Origin of the sequence: Lachnoclostridium sp. An138, from assembly GCF_002160765.1 — a bacterium.
Taxonomy (GTDB): Bacteria; Bacillota; Clostridia; order Lachnospirales; family Lachnospiraceae; genus Laedolimicola; species Laedolimicola faecalis.
The window spans coordinates 99,283-119,709 of the sequence record NZ_NFLF01000004.1 but is presented as its reverse complement, the minus strand read 5'-3'; the positions used below and the strand labels follow the sequence as shown (position 1 = coordinate 119,709).

General features: G+C 49.5%; 22 protein-coding genes. 21 read left to right on the top strand and 1 reads right to left on the bottom strand.

Going from position 1 to position 20,427, the window contains the following annotated elements; all coding sequences use genetic code 11:
* Positions 1-202: 202 nt before the first annotated feature.
* The 8 genes from B5E82_RS04990 (at position 203) to B5E82_RS04955 (ending at position 5,432) form a co-directional block, all read left to right on the top strand.
* Positions 203-394, top strand: coding sequence for a hypothetical protein (locus tag B5E82_RS04990; protein ID WP_087306404.1), 192 nt, complete (start codon positions 203-205; stop codon positions 392-394).
* Positions 395-547: 153 nt separating this feature from the next.
* On the top strand, positions 548-1,255 hold the full coding sequence (locus B5E82_RS04985) for a LytR/AlgR family response regulator transcription factor (RefSeq protein WP_087306402.1): 708 nt from the start codon (positions 548-550) through the stop codon (positions 1,253-1,255).
* An 8-nt stretch (positions 1,256-1,263) separates the two neighbouring features.
* Entirely contained in the window at positions 1,264-2,175 is a 912-nt protein-coding gene (locus B5E82_RS04980) for a hypothetical protein (protein WP_087306401.1), read from the top strand.
* On the top strand, positions 2,166-3,017 hold the full coding sequence (locus B5E82_RS04975; RefSeq protein WP_087306399.1) for a hypothetical protein: 852 nt from the start codon (positions 2,166-2,168) through the stop codon (positions 3,015-3,017). The genes B5E82_RS04980 and B5E82_RS04975 overlap by 10 nt, the downstream gene beginning before the upstream one ends.
* Positions 3,014-3,817, top strand: coding sequence for an ATP-binding protein (locus tag B5E82_RS04970; protein ID WP_087306397.1), 804 nt, complete (start codon positions 3,014-3,016; stop codon positions 3,815-3,817). The genes B5E82_RS04975 and B5E82_RS04970 overlap by 4 nt, the downstream gene beginning before the upstream one ends.
* A gap of 79 nt (positions 3,818-3,896) precedes the next feature.
* Positions 3,897-4,766: a DUF134 domain-containing protein gene (locus tag B5E82_RS04965; protein ID WP_087306395.1), complete on the top strand. Its 870-nt coding sequence runs from the start codon at positions 3,897-3,899 to the stop codon at positions 4,764-4,766.
* 208 nt (positions 4,767-4,974) lie between these two features.
* Positions 4,975-5,187 carry a helix-turn-helix domain-containing protein gene (locus B5E82_RS04960; RefSeq protein WP_087306393.1) on the top strand — a complete coding sequence of 71 codons (213 nt, stop codon included), beginning with the start codon at positions 4,975-4,977 and terminating at the stop codon, positions 5,185-5,187.
* A gap of 50 nt (positions 5,188-5,237) precedes the next feature.
* On the top strand, positions 5,238-5,432 hold the full coding sequence (locus tag B5E82_RS04955; protein ID WP_087306391.1) for a hypothetical protein: 195 nt from the start codon (positions 5,238-5,240) through the stop codon (positions 5,430-5,432).
* Here the strand turns inward: B5E82_RS04955 and B5E82_RS04950 are convergent.
* On the bottom strand, positions 5,408-6,757 hold the full coding sequence (locus tag B5E82_RS04950; RefSeq protein ID WP_087306389.1) for an MATE family efflux transporter: 1,350 nt from the start codon (positions 6,755-6,757) through the stop codon (positions 5,408-5,410). The genes B5E82_RS04955 and B5E82_RS04950 overlap by 25 nt on opposite strands.
* A gap of 323 nt (positions 6,758-7,080) precedes the next feature.
* On the opposite strand from B5E82_RS04950, the gene B5E82_RS04945 reads away from it, so the two are divergent.
* The 13 genes from B5E82_RS04945 (at position 7,081) to B5E82_RS04885 (ending at position 20,236) form a co-directional block, all read left to right on the top strand.
* On the top strand, positions 7,081-7,539 hold the full coding sequence (locus tag B5E82_RS04945) for an Lrp/AsnC family transcriptional regulator (protein WP_087306388.1): 459 nt from the start codon (positions 7,081-7,083) through the stop codon (positions 7,537-7,539).
* A gap of 85 nt (positions 7,540-7,624) precedes the next feature.
* Positions 7,625-8,461, top strand: coding sequence for a hypothetical protein (locus B5E82_RS04940; RefSeq protein ID WP_140393087.1), 837 nt, complete (start codon positions 7,625-7,627; stop codon positions 8,459-8,461).
* Between the two features lie 117 nt (positions 8,462-8,578).
* Complete coding sequence (locus B5E82_RS04935; RefSeq protein ID WP_087306385.1) at positions 8,579-9,250, top strand: response regulator transcription factor; 672 nt, start codon at positions 8,579-8,581, stop codon at positions 9,248-9,250.
* A 27-nt stretch (positions 9,251-9,277) separates the two neighbouring features.
* The gene (locus B5E82_RS04930; protein ID WP_087306383.1) at positions 9,278-10,300 is read left to right on the top strand and encodes a sensor histidine kinase; all 1,023 of its coding nucleotides are present in this window, start codon (positions 9,278-9,280) and stop codon (positions 10,298-10,300) included.
* Between the two features lie 180 nt (positions 10,301-10,480).
* Positions 10,481-11,248, top strand: coding sequence for an ABC transporter ATP-binding protein (locus B5E82_RS04925; protein ID WP_087306381.1), 768 nt, complete (start codon positions 10,481-10,483; stop codon positions 11,246-11,248).
* The gene (locus B5E82_RS04920; RefSeq protein WP_087306380.1) at positions 11,241-13,226 is read left to right on the top strand and encodes an ABC transporter permease; all 1,986 of its coding nucleotides are present in this window, start codon (positions 11,241-11,243) and stop codon (positions 13,224-13,226) included. The genes B5E82_RS04925 and B5E82_RS04920 overlap by 8 nt, the downstream gene beginning before the upstream one ends.
* 115 nt (positions 13,227-13,341) lie before the next feature.
* On the top strand, positions 13,342-16,068 hold the full coding sequence (locus tag B5E82_RS04915) for a DEAD/DEAH box helicase family protein (RefSeq protein ID WP_087306378.1): 2,727 nt from the start codon (positions 13,342-13,344) through the stop codon (positions 16,066-16,068).
* 76 nt (positions 16,069-16,144) lie between these two features.
* Complete coding sequence (locus tag B5E82_RS04910) at positions 16,145-16,810, top strand: site-2 protease family protein (RefSeq protein WP_242966248.1); 666 nt, start codon at positions 16,145-16,147, stop codon at positions 16,808-16,810.
* 209 nt (positions 16,811-17,019) lie between these two features.
* Entirely contained in the window at positions 17,020-17,673 is a 654-nt protein-coding gene (locus B5E82_RS04905) for a GOLPH3/VPS74 family protein (protein WP_087306376.1), read from the top strand.
* Positions 17,674-17,688: 15 nt separating this feature from the next.
* On the top strand, positions 17,689-17,946 hold the full coding sequence (locus B5E82_RS04900) for a helix-turn-helix domain-containing protein (RefSeq protein ID WP_087306374.1): 258 nt from the start codon (positions 17,689-17,691) through the stop codon (positions 17,944-17,946).
* Between the two features lie 131 nt (positions 17,947-18,077).
* Entirely contained in the window at positions 18,078-18,431 is a 354-nt protein-coding gene (locus B5E82_RS04895; protein ID WP_087306372.1) for an arsenate reductase family protein, read from the top strand.
* Positions 18,432-18,506: 75 nt separating this feature from the next.
* On the top strand, positions 18,507-19,106 hold the full coding sequence (locus B5E82_RS04890; RefSeq protein WP_087306370.1) for a hypothetical protein: 600 nt from the start codon (positions 18,507-18,509) through the stop codon (positions 19,104-19,106).
* Positions 19,107-19,144: 38 nt separating this feature from the next.
* The gene (locus B5E82_RS04885; protein WP_087306367.1) at positions 19,145-20,236 is read left to right on the top strand and encodes an RluA family pseudouridine synthase; all 1,092 of its coding nucleotides are present in this window, start codon (positions 19,145-19,147) and stop codon (positions 20,234-20,236) included.
* Positions 20,237-20,427: the final 191 nt, after the last annotated feature.

The following is a 20,427-nucleotide window of genomic DNA, read 5'->3' as shown; positions in this document are numbered from 1 at the left end:
CAGAGATCAATGAAAAAACGTTGATTATACAAAAATCAAATAAATTTCGTTGATTATTTGAAAATCAAATAAATCTTATCAAATTCAAAAACAGATAAATTCTGTTAATTAAATGGATATATCTGCAAAATAAAAGATTTAAGTATTATCTACTTATGAGGAAGAGCTGGTATATGATATTTTTTCTGTTCATCGGGCTGCTTTGAGTGATGCAACTTACACACTTTTTTTTGAAGCCGGGGATGCTTACGAAAAATATCTTCAAGATGAAAAAGAAAAGTCCTGGTATGATACTGGAATAGCAGCAGACGGAGATGATCAAATTCTTGTTCTTGTGACCTGTACAGCTGATCAGAAGGATGAAAGAATAGTAATTTTAGGAAGAAAAAGATAAAAACAGAAAATATGGAAAAGGCTGACCTGAAAATTTAATTCGGAGACAGCCTTTTTCGTTTGTTGTCAGAAAATTATATCAGATATTGCTTTTGTGTTTTCAGACATGTTATCCTAGATATAAAGCACGTTTATAACTGGAGGAAAAAGAACTATGAGGGCAGCGATCTGCGATGACCAGCCGCAGGCACTGGAAGAACTGAAAAAAATGCTTCTGCGGATTCCGGCGGTTAAGAAGGTACATACTTATTCTGATATGAATAATTTCTGGGCCACGTTGAAAGACGGGGCGTATTATGACGTGGTCTTTATGGATATTGACTGGAAACAGGATGAGACAGGAATTGATTTTGCGGGGAGACTGCAGGAAGCCTGTCCTTACACAAAGATTATTTACGTGACGGCTTATACGCTTGATTATGTGGAAGATGTTTTTCTGAATCACGCGAACTTAAGCGGACTCCTGAAAAAACCGGTGAATCAGGAGCAGCTGGAGCGTAATCTGGAAAAGATTCTGAGAGAACAGTCGGAAGCAGAAGGAAAACTTTTGATTTACTATCAGGGCAGCCATATCGCGATCCCGCTGCAGGATATTCTCTTTCTGGAAAGCCGGCTTCATAAGTCCTGCATTGTGCTCAAGAAGCAGGAATATCTGTGCAATGAGAAACTGGAAACATTAAAAGGACAGCTGGATGGCCGTTTTTTGAACTGTCATAAAAGCTATATGGTCAATATGTCTTATATAAGAGAGTTCCGGGGCAGAGAAATCCTCCTGGAGGAAAATCATGTAATACCGGTAAGCAAGGCCCGGGCGAAAGAGGCGAAGGAGCGCTTCTTTGAGTATATGTCCGCACGGATGTAGGAGTAAAGATGTTTACAATTATTTTCATGATGCTGGCTTACGGACATGACGGAATCATGCTCCTTATCTACTTTTCCAGGACGCTGGGCCGGAAGTATTCTCTCAGACTGACAGCTGCAGGAACGGCCGCATGGTGGGCGGTGACTTGTGGGTTTAAGATATTATCCATGTTTAAGGGAGATGAATACCAGACAATCCTGCTCATGGTCCTGCCCTATGTGACTCTTGGAATTTATCTGGCAGCGTTCTTTTCCTCTTCGGCGGCGAAGAAACTGCTGGCGGCAGCGCTGAATATAGCCGCTTTGGGCTGTATGGAGATGCTGACGTTCATGCTCACAGAAACTGTCGTGGGAGTGGAGAACCGGCCTCTGGAAGTGAATGCCTGGGCCACAGAGCTGGGCCTCCTGGTGATGCGCCCGCTCTCTGTACTGGCATTTTATATGGCATTTGCTATCTGGCGGCTGCTTACAGGGAACAGATGGATTAAGGGCGGGCGGCTGTGGCTGTGTATTCTGCTTCCGTTTGGCCAGTGTATGTTCATGTGGTATCTCTGCACCAGCTATCTGTATCAGGGTGAGGCGATTCCGTTTGCGGCACTGGCAGGCACCATTCTGGGGCTTCTGGCGGATGTTCTCATGTTTTTGATTTTTGACCGGGCATGGGAGCGGGAGAATATGGAAGAAAAGCTCCGCCTGCAGGAGTATTTGCATGAAAGGGAACAGATTCGGTATGACAGAATCCATGCATCCATAGAGGAGACAGCCCGGCTGCGGCACGATTTTCAGAATTATCTGCTGGCGCTTCGGGCCATGCCGGAGACAGATGGAAAGAGAAAAGAGGATGGAGACAGGTTTCCTGCAGAAGAGGGAAAATCTGAACATACGGACAAAAGAAAAGGCATAGACAGCTTATGTACGTGATGATTTTAAATATACTGGTATATGCACATGATTCCCTGATGGTCATGCTTTACTACTGCAAGACTCTGGGAAGACGTTATTCTATGAAGGTTACGGTACTGGCCGCAGTGATCTGGTGGGTGGTCCAGAGCGCAAGCAAGCTGCCCTTTATGTACCTGGCGGAAGACTATAATATGAATGTAATCATGGTAGTACAGTGTGCGGTTATGATTGCATATCTGCTCATTTTTTACGGCTCGTCTCTTGCAAAAAAGCTGCTGGCATTTATGCTGATGTCATCGGCTCTAGGAGTGGGAGAGTTTACTTCTATCCTGATTGCCGGACATATTTTTGATATGGGCAGCAGGCCGCTGGAGCTGGGGTCGGACTTTACCATAGCAGGGCTTTTGATTATGCGGCCGATGGCGACTCTGGCGTACTATACAGCTTTTCAGATTTGGAATGTCCTGCAGCGCTCCGTCTGGATACATGGAGGCCGCCAATGGCTGTGCGCGCTTCTTCCGTTCAGTCAGGTATTTCTTTTATGGTATCTCACAGAAATTTATACAGAGGCTGGAGAACTGCTTCCGATTCCTGTACTGACAGGCGTTTTTCTGGCATTTGCGGCTGATATCTATATGTTTGTCATTTTTGACCGGGCGCAGGAGAAAGAAAGCATGGAAAATGAGCTGTGTCTGAAAAAACATCTCCGCGAGATGGAGCGGGTTCGATACGAGAGACTTTGCGCGTCTCAGGAGGAGACCGCGAAGCTGCGTCATGATTTCCAGAATTATCTGCTGACACTCAGGGCCATGCCGGAAGCAGACTCTGCTGTGAATGAAGAAAGAGAAATGTGCTTATGAAAAAAGAAAATCTGTTGTTTCTGGTGATTCCGGTAAGCCAGATTCTGATTCTTCTGGGAAATATAACCGGAAAACGAAGCCTGAATTTCTGGGGATACGGCGGCATCGTCCTGAGCGTTGCCGCGGATCTTCTTCTGCTCTATGTTCTGATTTGGAGTTCCAGGCGGGAAAAGCTGCGAAAAGAGCTTCAGGAACTGTCCTATCTTCAGGAGACGGAGCGTATGCAGAATGAAATGCTGGAGGCAAAGCAGAAGGAACTGCTGGACATGCGCTCTGATTTTGAGAAGCGGCTGGAGGAGATACGCGAAAAGCTGAAGCGCGGTGAAGAAGAAGCGGCCTGTCTCGAAATGGACGCTTTTCAGGTAAGCCTGGATGAGACAAGACCTGCTGATTACTGCCAGAATGCTGTTGTGAACGCGATTTTGAGTGAAAAGGAGAAAGAGTTTCAGAAGCTGGGGATTAAGACAAAGCTTGCGCTTATGATCCCGCGGGGATTGAAATTAGATCCGCTTCACCTGTGCAGTCTCTTTTCGAATCTGATTGACAATGCTCTGGAAGCACTGGCAGAGATCCCGCAGGAGAGACGGGAGCTTGAACTGAATGCGGAAATGAAGGGGGCGTATCTTTTTGTGAAGGCCCGGAATGCTTCGGAGAAGAGCCATGCGGTGAGAAAGCGCCGGAAGGGCAGAGGGTATGGCACTCAGATTCTTCAGGAACTGGCGAAGACTTATGAAGGAAATTATCAGGCTGGATATGAAAAGGGATGGTACACGGCTGTGGTGATGGTGAAGGCGGTGTAGGGAAAGCTCCTTGCATTTTTCTTTCTAGTATGCTATACTTATTTCCGACATATGACGGAAACAAACCGGAGGTGATACGATGGCACGTCCCAGCCGCTGCAGAAGAATCTGCGCAGAACCCGCTTATGACAGTTTTATTCCGGAGGGAATTCCCTGCGGGAGTCAGGTTACTCTGACGCTGGACGAATATGAAGTCATCCGGCTCATAGATCTGGAAAAGCTCACCCATGAGCAGTGCGCCAGGCAGATGGATATTTCCAGGACGACTGTGACAGAGATCTACGAGTCGGCTCGTGAAAAGATAGCGGACTGTATCGTAAATGGAAAACCGTTTCTTATCGCAGGCGGGAACTACCGCTTCTGTGACGGTTCGGCCATTCGTTTCTGCCGGAAGGTTTGCCGCAGAAAAAGTGCAGAAGCCGGAGAGAACAGCGGAGACGGAACTTATACGGAACCGGAAGGCTCTGCGTCCCGTTTATCTATGCTGAAACTGCAGATTCCGGCGAAAGGAGAGAATGAGATGAGAGTAGCAGTAACCTATGAAAATGGAGAAGTATTCCAGCACTTCGGACATACGGAACAGTTCAAGATCTATGATGTGGAAGATGGGAAAATTACAAAAGAGCAGGTTGTAGATACAAATGGAAGCGGGCATGGCGCTCTGGCAGGCTTTCTTACGGATTTGCAGGTGGACACTCTGATCTGCGGCGGAATCGGAGCAGGAGCCCAGAATGCGCTGGCAGAAGCCGGAATTCAGCTTTACGGCGGCGTCTCCGGAAGCGCGGATGATGCGGTAAAAGCTCTGGCAGCAGGAACTCTTTCCTACAATCCGGATGTACAGTGCAGTCATCACGGAAATCATGAGCATGGGGAAGGACACAGCTGCGGCCATGAGCATAGCCACGGTCACCGAGATCATGAGTGCCGGCATGGAAACTGCGGGCGGTAAGGCAGTATAGGGCGGAAGCCAGCAAAGAACAAAAGTCAAAAAGGCAGCCAATAAAGACGTAAAACCGAAGACAGGGAAGGAATATGGGCAAATGCAAAAGTATGGTCCATATTCCTTCCCTGTCTTATCTAACACTGCACACCCCGTATTAAAAAATTCGGACCAGTCCTTGACATAGCCGAACGGCTATATTTATCCTGGAGGGTTTATGAAGATTACAGATACGTCGTCATTGGGTAAAGCGATTCGTCAGAGAAGAAAGGAATTAAATTATACACAGGCATATCTGGCGGAATTTACTGGTTTCAGTACCAGTTTTATATCGGATCTGGAACGGGGGAAGGCTACTGCAGAGATAGGAAAGAGCCTGTTTTTGATTCAGATGCTGGGAATGGATTTATGTCTGGAGAAACGAGGATAAGGCAATGAGAAGATTATCCGTATATATTGAAATAAAGGGGACGCAGGTATATGTCGGAGAGATTTGCGGAAATACTCCGGAAGGATTTACCAGCGAATCTTTCACTACTGTACAGTCAGGATTTGAAAGGAGTACGGCTGGCCCCTGCCTATGATGTGGTAAGTACCGCCATTTATGAGAGCAGCACGAAGGAAATGGCATTGAGCATAGGAGGCATCCATTATCTGCGCTCGGAAACAGGATAAAGAGTTTTCTTTTTCACCAGATAATACCCGATTCCCAGCGCGTCTGCCAGAAACCATCCAATCGGCACGGACCACCAGATTCCCACAACGCCGAGAACGGGAACTGCGGAAAGCGCATAGGCCAGGGCCACGCGGGTACCCAGCGAGGCGATGGTGAGAACCACGGACATGCCGGGACGCCCGAGAGCCCGGTAAAGGCCGTAAAGCAGAAATAAGATGCCGATCAGGAAGTAAAATGCTCCTTCAATCCGGAGATAACGGGCGCCTTCCGCAATGACTGCAGCTTCTGATGTGTCGATAAAGAGTGACATCAGGGGGCGGGCAAACAGGCAGACACACAGAGAAATTAGAAGACTGAAGGATACGGAGACGGCAGCAGCGCCCCGGATTCCTTTCTTGATGCGCTCTTCCTGTTTTGCGCCAAAGTTCTGTGCGATAAAGATAGAGAATGCGTTTCCAAAATCCTGGACGGGCAGATAGGCGAAAGCGTCGATTTTTACGGCAGCGGCAAAAGCGGCCATGATCGTTGTGCCAAAGCTGTTGACCAGACCCTGGACGGCCAGAATTCCGAGATTCATAATGGACTGCTGCATACAGGTCAGAGCGGAAAAGCTGAAGATTTCCCTGATGCGGCTTTTGCGGAGACGGACATCTTCGCTTTTTCGCAGAAGATGGGGAAATTTTGCATAAGTATAGACCGCAATCCCGATGCCGGACACATACTGGGAGATTACGGTAGCCTCTGCTGCTCCGGCCACGCCCCGGTTCAGACCGGCCACAAACCAGAGATCAAGGGCAATATTCAGGCCTGCGGATACAGCCAGAAAGGTGAGCGGAATTACGGAATTTCCAAGAGAACGAAGCAGCGACGCGAAAAAGTTATAGAGGAAGATCCCCGCAAGTCCGGCAAAAATTACGATCAGGTATTCTTTCATCAGCTCCACGAGCTCCGCGGGTGTGCGGAGAAACCAGATGATCCAGTCGATGCCCGCGAAGACGAGAATATTTAAAAGAATGGTGACGATGCCCAGAAGCGCGAAGGAGGCAAGAATTCCTTCTTTCAGGCCGTGTTCATCCTTCTGTCCAAAGCGGATGGAAAATACGGTGCCGCTTCCCATGGCAAGCCCCAGAAGGATAGAAGTCAGAAAAGTCATCAAAGAAAATGCAGATCCTACGGCGGCCAGGGCGTCTGCCCCCAGATAGCGGCCTACAATCAGAGTGTCTGCGATATTATAGCACTGCTGCAGGAGGTCTCCGAGGATCATCGGAATGGCAAAGCGCAGCATGGTTTTCATAACGGGTCCGTGTGTCAGTTCATTTTCCATTGCATCTATCCACAACTTTCTTTTTGAAATATTTTAATTAACAATCGTAATATATTATAAGAAATTTATTTACAATTGTCAATTGTGAGCCAAAGCCGTTCTCGCGTGTTATAAGTCGTGTTATAAGTTGTGTTATAAGTCAAATCTGCTTTCACATGTTGGAGATATCCGGCGCTATCTGAGTTTTTTTGGCTTTTCCAGCTTTCTTGACTTTCCTTTTTAAGACATTATATAATGTCCATAGTGCTGCGCCGGAATGGAGTTGTATGAAAATGCGGCGTCTGGCGAAGCATGAACAGGAAATAGAATAAAGGAGACAGGGTATGTTTTTAGACGGACTGGATGAACTGGATCAGAAGATAGTCCGTCTGCTGATTCAGAATGCAAGAATGTCCTATTCAGAGATCGGTCAGCAGACAGGCATTTCCCGTGTGGCAGTCAAAATGCGGGTGCAGGCGCTGGAGCAGAAGGGTGTGATTGAAGAGTACACGACGATTATCAATCCGCAGAAAATCAGCGGAGCGGTTTCCTGTTATTTTGAAATTGAAACCAGGCCGGACGCGCTGATGGAGGTGGCGGAAATCCTGCGTCAGAATGACACGATTACGCAGATCTACCGTGTGACCGGGAAGAGCAGGCTCCATGTACATGCCATCGCTTCTTCCAGCGAAGAGATGGAAGCGCTGCTGTATGGGACCATCGATAAACTGCCCGGCGTGCTGGAATGCACGAATAACGTGATCCTTTCACGGATCAAAGACATCAAGGGACTGCGGCTCTGACGGCAGAATTTCAGAAGGAATGAATATTTGGAGAAAAGGAAAATCTGGCGGAACAGCCTGCGGAGGGACAAAGGAGATTACAGACATGAAAAAATATTTAGCGGCCGTTTTATTTTTATCTGGTATCATTTTTGTATCGGCTGCCGGATGCGGCGGCACACCGGCACAGGAAGAAACGGACAGCGCACGGGAACAGGAAGAGGCGGGCGGCGCACAGGCGCAGAAGGAAGAGGCGCAGGGCGGGACGGAGAACGCCCGGGCAGAAGAAGCCATCAGCAGTCTTTCGGAAGAGGCAAAGAGCGCTTATCATTCCGTACTCTATGATATCTATTTTAATCATCTGTTTCCGGATGAAAAAAGCTATGGATTTCTGGCAGACGCAGATATCTCTGAAAATGAATTTGCCATCTGTGATGTGGATCAGGACGGCTCTCAGGAGCTTCTGATCACCTACACAACTACAGATGAAGCAGGGAAGACAGAATTTATCTATGATTTTGTGAGCGCACTCGATACGGTCCGGGAGGAGTTTTTGGAGTATCCTCTGCTGACCTTCTATGACAATGGATATATAGAAGCGGGCTGGTCTCAGAGTCAGGGACTGTCTGGAGCAGATTTTCAGCCGTATACGCTGTATCAATACGATTCAGGAAGCGACACGTACGTGGCAGCCGCGCAGGTGGACGCCTGGGAACGCAGCGTGTCTGAGACAGACGAAGAAGGAAATGGATTTCCGGAAGAGATTGATGCAGGCGGCGCGGGAATCGTATATTATATTACGCCGGACGGAGAAGAGCCGGGGGAGCCTGTGGATCAGGCAGAGTATGAAGCCTGGACGGCTTCCTGGAGGGGAGAGGCCCGGGAGATGGAGATTCCCTGGATGAAGCTGACGGAAGAAAACATAAATATGCTGAAACGCTAGATATTTTAAAACGCCAGATATTTTAAAGCCCAGGTGCTTTAAAGCGGCAGCCGGCAGTACGAATTCATCTTCCGAAGGGAAACCGGGAGAAATTTCTGAGAATGGAGAAGAACAGCGATGTATCGGATTTTCATTATTGAGGATGATTTTTCTCTGGCCCGGGCCATGAAAAAACAAATAGAATCCTGGGGGCATGAGGTGCGCTGCGCGGAGGATTTTCAGAATGTGATGCAGGCCTTTATGGAGTATGATCCTCATATGGTGCTCGTGGATATTATGCTTCCGTTTTTTAACGGATACCACTGGTGCAGTGAGATTCGAAAGATTTCGGAGGTTCCGGTGATCTTTATCTCATCTGTGTCTGACAATATGAATATCGTCATGGCCATGAACATGGGCGGCGACGATTTTATTGCCAAGCCTGTTGATTTGAATGTGATGACGGCTAAAATGCAGGCTCTTCTGCGGAGAACCTACGACATGGGAAGCCGGGTTCCCGTGCTGGAACACAGAGGAGCCGTGCTGAATCTGAATGACACGTCGCTGGTATATGAAGGGCAGAAAATTGACCTTACAAAAAATGAATTCCGCATTCTGCAGACCCTGATGGAGCAGAGAGGAAAGGTCGTAAGCCGTGATACGCTTATGACAAAACTCTGGCAGATGGACGTCTATGTGGAGGAAAATACGCTGACTGTCAATGTAAACCGTCTTCGCAGAAAACTGGAGGCGGCAGGGCTGCGCAATTTTATTACAACAAAGATTGGCAGCGGTTATCTGATTGAGTAATGATGGGACAGGGAGGAAAGGAACGTCATGGACAGGGAAAATAGGAACCGGAAAAGCTGGTATTCTGTTCTGGGAAGCTTTCTTGCCAGGCGCTGGGCCGGACTGCTTCTTTTTCTGGTCTGTGCCGGCATCTTCGCGCTGGTGTTTTCTCTGTATGACCTGGAACTGGAAGCGGTTCTGTACGCAGGAGGCTTGTGCCTGCTGCTTCTTCTGGCTGTCCTGGCGGCAGACTTTTGCCGCAGCCTTGCGCGCCGCCGCAGGTATGAGGAAATCTTTCGAAACCTGCCTCTTCTCCCGGAGGAGCTGCCGGCAGCGCGGACGGTGGAGGAGGCAGATCTGCAGGAGATATTAAAAGAGCTTGGCTGCCGGATGGAAGCGGCGCTTACAGAGTGGGAGAACTGGAGACAGGAGAGTATGGATTACTATACGACCTGGGTTCATCAGATCAAAACCCCCATCTCGGTCATGCGGATGACGCTTGAGGGCGAAGATACAGAGGAACACCGGGAACTGTCCGCAGAGCTTTTCCGCATCGAACAGTACGTGGAAATGGTCTTAAGCTACCTGCGGCTCGACAGCGATTCCTCTGATTATGTATTTCAGGAATATGATCTGGACAGCATTATCCGGCAGGCTGTCCATAAATACGCTCCGCTGTTTGTGCGGAAGAAACTGCGGCTTTTCTATGAGCCTGTGAATGTGAAGGTGCTCACGGATGAAAAATGGCTGCTCTTTATTTTGGAGCAGATTTTGTCCAACAGTATCAAGTATACGCAGGAAGGGTCTGTTTCCATCACCTTGACTCCGGATAAGGTCCTGAACATCTCCGATACGGGAATTGGAATCGCGCCGGAGGATCTGCCGCGTATTTTCGAAAAGGGATTTACAGGCTACAACGGCCGTTCCGATAAGAAATCCACAGGCCTTGGACTGTATCTCTGCAAAAAAGCCGCCGGGCGGCTGTCCCATAAAATCAGCGTACAGTCAAAACCCGGGGCAGGCACGGTGGTTTCCATCGATCTGGACACGAAAATGCTCCGGACAGAATGAACGGAACAGAATGAGCCGAACAAAAAGAGCTTATAAATAATAATCTTACAAAAATGTCACATCAAAGGGCCGGAATGTCACCTGCTTCCATGGCGGCGTCCCGGCCTTTTCTGCTATTCTTTCAGTAGCCTCAGCTGACAAGAGGCATGCATGTCCCCATGAAAAGAAAGAGGTAGAAACATGGCGATTTTGGAGGCAAAATGCCTGAAAAAGATTTATACGACGCGCTTTGGAGGAAATCAGGTCCAGGCGCTTTCCAACGTATCCTTTTCTGTGGAGGAGGGAGAATACGTGGCAATTATGGGAGAGTCCGGTTCCGGAAAGACGACCCTCTTAAACATTCTCGCGGCTCTCGACAAACCCACAGGAGGAGAGGTGATTCTGGATGGAAGAAATCTTTCCTCTGTGAAGGAAAAGGAGATCTCGGCGTTCCGCCGGGACAATCTGGGCTTCGTGTTCCAGGAATTCAATCTGCTGGATACCTTTTCCATCCAGGACAATATCTTTCTTCCGCTGGTGCTGGCGGGGAAAAGCTATCGGGAGATGGCCGGGCGCCTGAAGCCTCTGGCCCGGAAGCTGCAGATTACCGATATCCTGAAGAAATATCCCTATGAGGTGTCCGGCGGGCAGAAACAGCGGGCGGCCGTGGCCCGGGCGCTGATTACGGAGCCGAAGCTTCTGCTGGCGGATGAGCCCACAGGCGCGCTGGATTCCAGAGCCACGGACAATCTTCTCCGGATTTTTGACGAGGTTAACCGGGACGGTCAGACGATTCTGATGGTAACGCATTCCACAAAGGCGGCCAGCCATGCGGGGCGCGTGCTCTTTATCCGGGACGGCCAGGTGTTCCATCAGATTTACCGCGGAGACGCGACGGAAGAACAGCAGTTTCAGAAGATATCCAATACGCTGACTCTGCTTGCGGCAGGCGGTGAGCGCCATGCGTAGAGGATTTTTTGCGAGGCTGGCCGCCGGAAATATCAAAAAGAACGGAAACACGTATTTCCCCTATATTCTGACCTGCACCTCAACGGTCATGCTTTATTATATCGTAAAGTCACTGTCCCTGAATCCTGGTCTGGAAGAGATGACAGGGGATCGGACGCTGATCTCTCTGATGGAGATGGGAGCGGGAATCATCAGCCTGTTTTCGCTGATCTTTCTCTTTTACACAAACAGCTTCCTCCTGAAACGGAGAAAAAAGGAATTCGGCGTCTTTCACATTCTTGGTCTTGGAAAGCGCCATCTGGCAGGGACCCTGGCCTGGGAATCCCTGTATGTCTTTCTCATCAGTATGGCCTGCGGCCTGCTGTTTGGAATAGCTCTTGACAAGATCATGTTCCTGGCGATCGCGAAGCTTGTCCGTGCGGAGGTTTCTCTCGGCTTCTTTATATCCGGAGAGGCAGTCTGGAGCACGGTCCGGCTTTTCGCGGTGATTTTTCTGCTGATTTTCCTGAATGCCGTGCGGCAGATTCAGGTGGCGACGCCCGTGGGGCTTCTGCGTGACAGCCAGGCCGGAGAGCGGGAGCCGAAGACGAAATGGCCTGCGGCGCTCCTGGGTTTTCTCTGTGTGGGAACCGGATATTATCTGGCCATTACCACAAAAAATCCCATTTCTTCCATCTATATCTTTTTCATAGCGGTGGCGCTGGTGGTAGTGGGGACGTATCTTTTGTTCACGGCAGGCAGCATCGCCTTTCTGAAGCTTTTAAGAAGCAATAAGGCTTATTATTATAAGACAGGGCATTTTATCAGTGTCTCCGGCATGATTTACCGCATGAAGCAGAATGCGGTCGGACTTGCGAATATCTGTATTCTGTCCACCATGGTGCTGGTGATGATCTCGGCAACGAGTTCGCTGATGATCGGAATTAGCGATGTGGTAAATTCCCGGTACCCTTATGACTTTGTAGTCTATTCCAGGGAAGATACGGAAGAAAGAAGCCAGGCGCTGTATAACCGCGTGCGGGAGTTTCAGCAGGAGCAGGGGCTTTCTGTGACAGGCGGGGTGCAGTATTCCTATCTGGTATTTTCTGCGATGAAGGAGGGGGATTCCTTCCGGGTGTCCCGGGAAGGCACTTTTCTGGACGCGGATAAGATTGTAAATCTGTATGTGATCACGCTGGATGAGTACAACGGGGCTGCCAGCACCAATGCTTCGCTCTCGGACGGCGAGATTATTCTCTATGACAGCCAGGGAGACTATGATGCTTCTTCCCTGAAGCTGTTCGACCGGGAATATCAGGTGAAAGCTGTTCTGGAGGATTTCCCGGGAAAGAGCCTTATGGCTGCCAATATTGCAAGCAGCTATTTCCTGGTCGTTCCCGATCAGCAGGAGATGGATGAGATCTATGCGAAGCAGAAGGAGGCTCTGACAGATATTGCAAGTGAACCGGACAGCTTTTATGCCTTTGATACGGACGCGGATCAGGAAGAGCAGCGTGCCTTTGCAGAGGCTTTGCTGAACCTGCTGCAGAATGGAGATCTGAAAGGCATTCCGGATTCCAGGGTGGACGCAGACGCCGTCTATCTGAAGCTGTATGGAGGCTTTTTCTTCCTGGGACTTTTCCTGGGCGTGCTTTTTCTCATAGCGGCAGTTCTTATCATTTATTATAAGCAGATTTCCGAGGGATTTGAGGACAGAGAACGGTTTGCGATTATGCGTAAAGTAGGTTTAAGCCGCAGGGAGGTGCGGTCGGCTATCCGTTCCCAGGTTCTGACGGTATTTTTCCTTCCGCTGCTTACGGCAGGCATTCATGTGGCTGCGGCCTTTCCGCTTATGTCCCGGCTGCTGGAGCTTCTTTACCTGTCGAATACCAGGCTTTACATGGCCTGCACGGCGGTCAGCTTTCTGGTGTTCGCGGTATTCTATGTGATCGTGTATCTGCTGACGGCCAGGACTTATTACCGGATTGTAAGCAGATAGTGTATTCTGACAGCAGATATGTTATACTGATTTTAAAGCGCCGCGCGGCTTCCTGCAAAGGAATGTGTCCGGTGTGAGAAATTTAAAATCCGTATGAGAAAAAGGATACCGGAAAATGAAGAATATTTACGATGGTATTTTACAGTTTCAGGGAAAATGGAGAACCTATCAGGAAAGGGTTTTGGAAAACTCCCGGAACTATCTGCTGGATGGAAAACTGCATATAGTAGCGGCGCCCGGCTCGGGAAAGACAACGCTGGGAATCGAGCTGATCCGCCGGCTGGGCGCGCCATGTCTGATTTTGTCTCCAAGCATTACCATCCGTCAGCAGTGGCTGGAACGCATCACAGAAGGATTTCTGACGGAGAGCTGCCGGGCAGAGGAGCTTTTGTCCAACGACCTGAGACAGATGAAATGTATCACGGCGGCCACTTATCAGGCTCTGTACAGCGCCATGAAGCATTATCAGGGAGAGCTGACGGACGCAGAAGAGGAAGCGGAGGAGAAAGATCCGCAGGAGAAAGATTCAGAGGGAACAGAAGACAGGGAAACAGAAGAAGTGGATTTCCGGGATTTTGATCTCTTTGAGGCGGTCAGAGCCGCCGGCATAAAAACCATCTGCCTGGATGAGGCCCATCATCTGAGGAGCGAGTGGTGGAAGGCTCTGGAAGCTTTTATGAAAAAGATGAAAGGCATGACGGTGATTTCTCTTACCGCGACTCCGCCCTATGACAGCACTCCGGGACAGTGGAAGCGCTATATGGATCTGTGCGGTCCCATCGATGAAGAGATTTTCACGCCGGAGCTGGTGAGAGAGGGCAGTCTCTGTCCGCATGAAGACTATGTCTATTTTAACTGGCCTGCCCGGAAAGAACTGGAGGAGATAAGTGAATATCAGAGACGGACGGAAAAAGTCAGGAATGCAATTCTGACGGGCGATGGGTTTGTGCAGATGATTGCTGCGCACAAAGGCCTGAAAAATCCGGAAGAATACAGCGAACGTTTTCTGGATAATCCGAACTATTTTTCGGCGCTTCTCATTTTCTGCCAGGCTGAGGGTATTCCCTTTTCTCCGTATCTCAAAAAACTGATCGGTACGAAAGGGCAGCTGCCGAAACTGACGGACAGCTGGCTGGAGATACTGCTGCAGGGATTTCTGTACGATGACGCGGATTCCTATCAGGTATCTGAAGAGCAGAGAGCGCAGCTGATCCGGGAATTGAAGGAAGCTGGCTGCATTTACAGAGGAAAGGTGTCTCTGACTCATAAGGATGCGATGCAGAAGCTGCTGGTCAAAAGCTGCGGAAAAATGGACAGCATCCGGAAGATTGCCCTGGCGGAATATCAGGCTCAGGGCGAGGATCTCCGCCTGCTTGTCCTTTGCGATTACATCAAAAAAGAGAAGCTCTCCCTTGTGGGGACGGAGCAGGATATGACCTCTGAAATCGGAGCTGTTCCCATTTTTGAGCATCTGAGAAGGATGAAGCAGGAGGGGCTTCGTCTGGGCTGTCTGAGCGGAACTGTGGTGATTGTTCCCATGGAGGCAGAGGAGAAGCTGAAGGGCCTTCTGGCGGCGAAGGGCTGCGATAGCGCTCTGACACCCCTTCGGGAAACCGGATTCGGACGGCTCCAGGTGAAAGGGAAAACTACGCATGTGGTAACCGCGGTCACAGAGCTTTTCCGGCAGGGAGATATCAATGCCCTTGTAGGCACCAAGTCCCTTTTGGGCGAGGGCTGGGACGCGCCCTGCGTCAACTCTCTGATTCTTGCCACTTATGTGGGATCGTTTATGCTGAGCAACCAGATGCGCGGCCGGACGATCCGAACTGACGGGGAGCGGCCTGATAAGACGGGAAACATCTGGCATCTTGCCTGTATCTTTCCCCAAAAGGATGGAAAGACAAGACAGGCGGACTTTTCCGGTGACTATGAGACGCTGGTCAGAAGATTTGATTCCTTTCTGGGCGTCTCCTGGAAGGAGCCTGTGATAGAAAGCGGAATTGGCCGCCTGAATATTCCGGAATTCGATTCCCGCTCCAAAATGGATGAGATTAACCAGATGATGCTTGAAAGAGCCGCAGACAGAGAGGGGCTGCGCAGGAGGTGGCAGGAGTCTCTGCGAGAGATCCGGGGCGGCATGGAAGTGGAGCAGGTGGAAGAGGTTTCTGCGAAAGAGCTTAAGACCAGTTATCTTTTCATTCATGCTCTGGGAATAGAAATCATAAATGTGGTTCTGACAATTCTCATGTATCTGGGACGTTCTTTTATTCAGATCGGCGGGGGAAGCGCCATGCAGGTCAGACTTCTGGGCATTCTCATGCTTCTGATGGCCGCCCTGACTGCCAGGTACGGGATTCTGCTCTTCCGTTTCAGCACGCCGGAGCGTAGAATGAAGCATATCAGCCGGGCGGCGGCCCGGGCTCTGGCCGAGATCGGAGAGCTGGAAGATGCGGAACACTGCAGGGCAGAAGTGGAATCCACAGACGGAATCCTGATCCGTACGTATCTGAAGGGCGGAACCATGAGAGACAAGACCATGTTTGCCAGCTGTATGGAGGAACTCTGGGGAGTGATTGATAATCCCAGATATCTGCTGACGCGGAACGCAAAATTCTGGAAAAACGGCGAATCTTATGCGGTGCCTGAGATCTTTGGAAAACAGAAGGAACGGGCGGCCGTTTTTGAAAAACATATGCGCGGCGCGCTGGGAAGATTCCGGCTTGTCTATACCCGGACGCCTGAAGGGCGCAGGGTTCTGCTGCGGGCCAGAACGCGGTCCTTTGTCAACAGGAACCAGAGCGTACTTCAGGGAAGGAAAGTCGCGAAAGGCAGATACGAGTGACAGGACAGGTACGAGGATAAACAGGCAGCAGAATGTCTGCCCTGGTTTTAAGCCACAGAAAAGAGGTATATGACGGATGAGATTTTTACTTTCCATGGGATATCTAAGGGAACTGCTTTATACGATTCCCGCTATTTTAATTGCAATTACAGTCCATGAATTCGCCCATGGATACGTTTCCTACAGGCTGGGAGATCCGACACCTGAGAGAGAAGGGCGCCTGACGCTGAACCCCTTTGCTCATCTGGATTTCTGGGGAACCCTCTGCCTGCTCCTGTTCCGGATGGGCTGGGCCAAACCGGTCCGGATCAACACGGCATACTACAGGAACCGGAAAAAAGGCATCATTCTTGTTTCCCTGGCAGGTCCCTGCATGAATTATCTGGTGGGCTTCCTTGGAATGCTGATTTTCGGGATTTTCTATAAAAACGGCAGCATTCCCGGAATCTGGTTCTACTATCTGGCCGTGATCAATATCGGACTTGGCACTTTTAATCTGATTCCGGTTCCGCCGCTGGACGGTTCAAATGTGCTGCAGGAACTTTTGCCGGGTGTGGGACGTTTTTACGCAAGAATCCGAAGATACGCGCCGCTGATTCTTGTGATCTGTCTCGCGACCGGGATTTTATGGACGCCGCTCAGCTATGCGAATGCCGGAATTTTGAATGGAATGTGGAAGCTGGTAAGGAGGATTCTGCGTATCGGTTTTCTGCCCTCCGGGGCCGGCGGCTCTTATCTGTAAAGATTCGCGTACAGAATCCGGATGAGTTTTCAAGAGGGAACGCAAATACTGCGTTCCTTTTTTCACAGCGGCCGGAATTATCATTTTCCTTGCGGCGTTATGAAACTGTTTCCAAATATAAAAAAGTTGTTGACAGGGCCGGGCTTCTATGATATTTTTATATCGTAAGTAGTAAGTAATAAGCGGTAAGAAGTAAGGAGGAAACCGATATGCAAGAACTGTCACTTACGCAGGAATATCTGCTCTGTGTACTGCGCAATAAAGGAAAGATTTCGTCTTTTGACATTGAGAAGGGTATGTGCCTGACAGGAGCCTGTGTGCTGGAGCTTCTGCTGGACGGGATTATTTCTTGGGAGGAAAAAGACAGGCTTTCATTAAGAACCCATCTCCCGGACAGGATGAGTTATCTCCGGCCGGTCTATTCCTATATCGAGCAGAAGCAGCCTGTTAAATTTAAAAAGATTGTGGAACGTAATTCTGTTACTTTTACGGATCAGAATATCAATGAAATCGTTGACGCGGTCGGCAAATCCCTGGTGGAAGCTGGCTGCGCCGCAGAAGAGAGAGGCGGACTTTTCGGCGGAAAGACCATTTATGTTCCGAACGAAAAGGCGCTGGATCGTGTGATTCAGAATATCCGCGCGGAACTTCTGGAGGACGGCGAGCTGTCCGAGGATATCATCGCGCTGACAGCCCTTCTCGATAAAAGCGGCGAATTGTCCCGGTATTTTTCCGCCTATGAAAAGAAGGCGCTGAAGGCCAGGCTGAAAGAAATTAAGGAGAATCCCCAGGTAAAAGCTTTTCAGAAGGTACTGGAAGACATTGATAACCTGTTTGTCCTGTTGATTGTCGCAGCTACCTGACAAGGAGGCGCGGTTATGTCAAGACAGAGAAGTATGGAAGCGATTCTGGCTTCCGAATACGTAACCATCGGGGAACTTACGCGGCTGACGGGAGTGCGTTACAGCACTCTGAAATTCTATACCGAGGAAGGCTTTCTCCCCTTTGAGCAGGAAGAGGAGAAGCTGACCAGGCGTTATCCCAGGGAAAAGACCATAGAACGCATCGCTCATATCAAAGCTCTCCGGGAGGAAGGAAAAACCATTCCTCAGATCCATGAGATTCTGGGGGTATAAAATCCCGGATGCGGATTTTATGGAATCCAGATATACAAAGAGCTCTAATAAATATAAAAGTCTAAATGAAAAAACAGAGCCGCAAAACAGAGCACCCGGACACATGAAATGAAAAAGGAGAGAAGAAAGCCATGAGTATTTTATTTTTACAGTATCCGCCCTGTTCTACCTGCCAGAAAGCGAAAAAGTGGCTGGACAGCCACGGGGTATCCTATGAGGCGCGCCATATCAAGGAGCAGAATCCCACTGCCGGAGAACTGAAGGAATGGCAGCAGAAAAGCGGTCTGCCCTTAAAGAAATTTTTCAATACCAACGGCCTGCTTTATAAGAATATGAACCTGAAAGAGAAGCTTCCGAATATGAACGAAGAAGAACAGTACGCCCTTCTTGCCACAGACGGAATGCTGGTGAAGCGTCCAATCGTTGTGACGGATACACAGGTCCTCGTGGGATTTAAGGAAGCCGAATGGGAGAAGTTTTTGTAAAATTGAACGACTGTAAAGCTGCTGTAAGCCTGCGCTGCCTGCGGCAGACTGAAAGAACGAAAAGGAGAAAACGTCATGCGTATACCGGGAAAGGGAGAGTGGGGCTACACGGATGCCCATAAAAGATCCCAGATTTTAAAAACCTTCCTGTTTTTTCTGATTCCCATATCCATTTTTGTGCTGGGCTATGTGACGACAGGCACGAAGCGGAATTATTTTACCATTCTGGCGATTGTGGGCTGTCTCCCGGCCTGCAAGGAGATGGTGAACGTCCTGATGTTTCTGAAGCGGCGTTCCATGCCAAAGGGACTGTACGAAGAGATAGAAGCCCATGGGGGAAAGCTCACAAGGGCTTATGAACTTGTTCTTACCACATACGAGAAGAATTATCCGGTCCACAGTCTGGTGATCAGCGGAAATGAGATTGCGGGCTATACGACCATGAAAAACACAGATTTAAAGCCTTTGCAGGATCATATTGTAAAAATGCTGAAGGAAAACGGCATTTCCGGAATTCATGTTCATATCTTTCCGGATCTGAAAACGTATCTTGACCGGGTGGATGCTCTGGCAAAGCGTGATCCGGAGGAGATTCCGTTTACGCCGGACGAGCGGTTTCCGGGGATGAATCGGGAGCAGTGTATCCGGGAGTTGATTTTGTCTCTGTCGTTGTAAAGGATACCTTTTCGGATAAATCGAGGAGAAGAAAGCGAATGCGTCTTTTAACAGTTGGAGAAAACGAAGCCGGGCAGCGCCTTTTGCGCCTGCTGGAAAAGTATATGGACAAGTCCCCAAAGAGCTTTTTCTATAAAATGCTGCGCAAAAAGAATATCACACTGAATGGGAAAAAGGCCCAGGGAAACGAGAGCCTGCAGGTGGGAGATGAGATCCGCCTGTTTCTGGCGGATGAGACGATAGACGGTTTTTCTTCCGCTGCGGGAAGAGGCATACCGGGGATGAACTCTCTGGCAGGAAGCGAAGTCCCGCGCGGCGAAGCCTTACGCGGAGGGCAGCTCCCGCCGCGGCAGAAATCCGCACAGAAGCTTACAGAAAAGCTTCCGGAGAACCTGCGTCCGGAGATTATCTATGAGGACAGGCACGTGATTCTTTTTAATAAACCTGCCGGCCTGCTTTCCCAGAAGGCCGTTCCTTCCGATGTGTCGCTGGTAGAATATCTGACGGCATATCTGCTGGAGTCCGGGCAGATCGCAGAAGAGGAGCTCCGGAGCTTCCGGCCTGGAATCTGCAGCCGCCTGGACCGGAATACCAGCGGCCTTGTGGCAGCAGGAAAGAGCCTCCGGGGTCTTCAGGAACTGAACGAGCTGTTCCGGACACGGAGCCTGCACAAGTTTTACCGCACCATTGCCGTAGGAACCATTGCGGAAACCAGACGGGCGGAAGGCTGGCTTCTGAAAAACAAACGTACCAATCAGGTACAGATCCTGAGAGAAAAAAGAGAAGGGGCTCTTCCGATCTGTACGGAATACCGGCCGCTTGAGCAGTTCCGCCTTTTCGGAAAGACGTTCACTTATCTGGAAATCAATCTGCTGACCGGACGTTCCCATCAGATCCGGGCTCATCTGGCTTCTCTGGGCCATCCGCTGATCGGGGACGCGAAATACGGAAAGCCGGAGCTGAACCGGCTTTTCCTGAAGGAGTTTGGGCTGAAATATCAGCTTCTGCATGCGTACCGGCTGGAATTCCCGGAGCTTTCGGGAGCGCTGGCGGAGGTTTCGGGCAGGTCATTTACCGCGCCGCTTCCGGCTGTGTTTTCGGAGATCCTGCAGAGCAGACAGAATGGATAAAATCCCCCTGCTCAAACAGACTGCACAAAAAGCTTTGATGAAATTTATAAAATTTTCACAAAAAATTAAGAAACTGTTGCATTCTGTATCGTTTTGTGCTACAGTATGTTCAGGTTGAAAGACAGATACATATTGATTTCACAGACGACGTGTTACTGGTCATGCAGGCAAGATCGGATGGAAATGATGAT

Excerpts from the sequence above, each read along its gene's own strand:
- B5E82_RS04985 (WP_087306402.1), top strand. The coding sequence starts at position 548 with ATGAGGGCAGCGATCTGCGATGACCAGCCGCAGGCACTGGAAGAACTG.
- B5E82_RS04980 (WP_087306401.1), top strand. The coding sequence starts at position 1,264 with ATGTTTACAATTATTTTCATGATGCTGGCTTACGGACATGACGGAATC.
- B5E82_RS04975 (WP_087306399.1), top strand. The coding sequence starts at position 2,166 with ATGTACGTGATGATTTTAAATATACTGGTATATGCACATGATTCCCTG.
- B5E82_RS04970 (WP_087306397.1), top strand. The coding sequence starts at position 3,014 with ATGAAAAAAGAAAATCTGTTGTTTCTGGTGATTCCGGTAAGCCAGATT.
- B5E82_RS04965 (WP_087306395.1), top strand. The coding sequence starts at position 3,897 with ATGGCACGTCCCAGCCGCTGCAGAAGAATCTGCGCAGAACCCGCTTAT.
- B5E82_RS04960 (WP_087306393.1), top strand. The coding sequence starts at position 4,975 with ATGAAGATTACAGATACGTCGTCATTGGGTAAAGCGATTCGTCAGAGA.
- B5E82_RS04955 (WP_087306391.1), top strand. The coding sequence starts at position 5,238 with ATGTCGGAGAGATTTGCGGAAATACTCCGGAAGGATTTACCAGCGAAT.
- B5E82_RS04950 (WP_087306389.1), bottom strand. The coding sequence starts at position 6,757 with ATGGAAAATGAACTGACACACGGACCCGTTATGAAAACCATGCTGCGC.
- B5E82_RS04945 (WP_087306388.1), top strand. The coding sequence starts at position 7,081 with ATGTTTTTAGACGGACTGGATGAACTGGATCAGAAGATAGTCCGTCTG.
- B5E82_RS04940 (WP_140393087.1), top strand. The coding sequence starts at position 7,625 with ATGAAAAAATATTTAGCGGCCGTTTTATTTTTATCTGGTATCATTTTT.
- B5E82_RS04935 (WP_087306385.1), top strand. The coding sequence starts at position 8,579 with ATGTATCGGATTTTCATTATTGAGGATGATTTTTCTCTGGCCCGGGCC.
- B5E82_RS04930 (WP_087306383.1), top strand. The coding sequence starts at position 9,278 with ATGGACAGGGAAAATAGGAACCGGAAAAGCTGGTATTCTGTTCTGGGA.
- B5E82_RS04925 (WP_087306381.1), top strand. The coding sequence starts at position 10,481 with ATGGCGATTTTGGAGGCAAAATGCCTGAAAAAGATTTATACGACGCGC.
- B5E82_RS04920 (WP_087306380.1), top strand. The coding sequence starts at position 11,241 with ATGCGTAGAGGATTTTTTGCGAGGCTGGCCGCCGGAAATATCAAAAAG.
- B5E82_RS04915 (WP_087306378.1), top strand. The coding sequence starts at position 13,342 with ATGAAGAATATTTACGATGGTATTTTACAGTTTCAGGGAAAATGGAGA.
- B5E82_RS04910 (WP_242966248.1), top strand. The coding sequence starts at position 16,145 with ATGAGATTTTTACTTTCCATGGGATATCTAAGGGAACTGCTTTATACG.
- B5E82_RS04905 (WP_087306376.1), top strand. The coding sequence starts at position 17,020 with ATGCAAGAACTGTCACTTACGCAGGAATATCTGCTCTGTGTACTGCGC.
- B5E82_RS04900 (WP_087306374.1), top strand. The coding sequence starts at position 17,689 with ATGTCAAGACAGAGAAGTATGGAAGCGATTCTGGCTTCCGAATACGTA.
- B5E82_RS04895 (WP_087306372.1), top strand. The coding sequence starts at position 18,078 with ATGAGTATTTTATTTTTACAGTATCCGCCCTGTTCTACCTGCCAGAAA.
- B5E82_RS04890 (WP_087306370.1), top strand. The coding sequence starts at position 18,507 with ATGCGTATACCGGGAAAGGGAGAGTGGGGCTACACGGATGCCCATAAA.
- B5E82_RS04885 (WP_087306367.1), top strand. The coding sequence starts at position 19,145 with ATGCGTCTTTTAACAGTTGGAGAAAACGAAGCCGGGCAGCGCCTTTTG.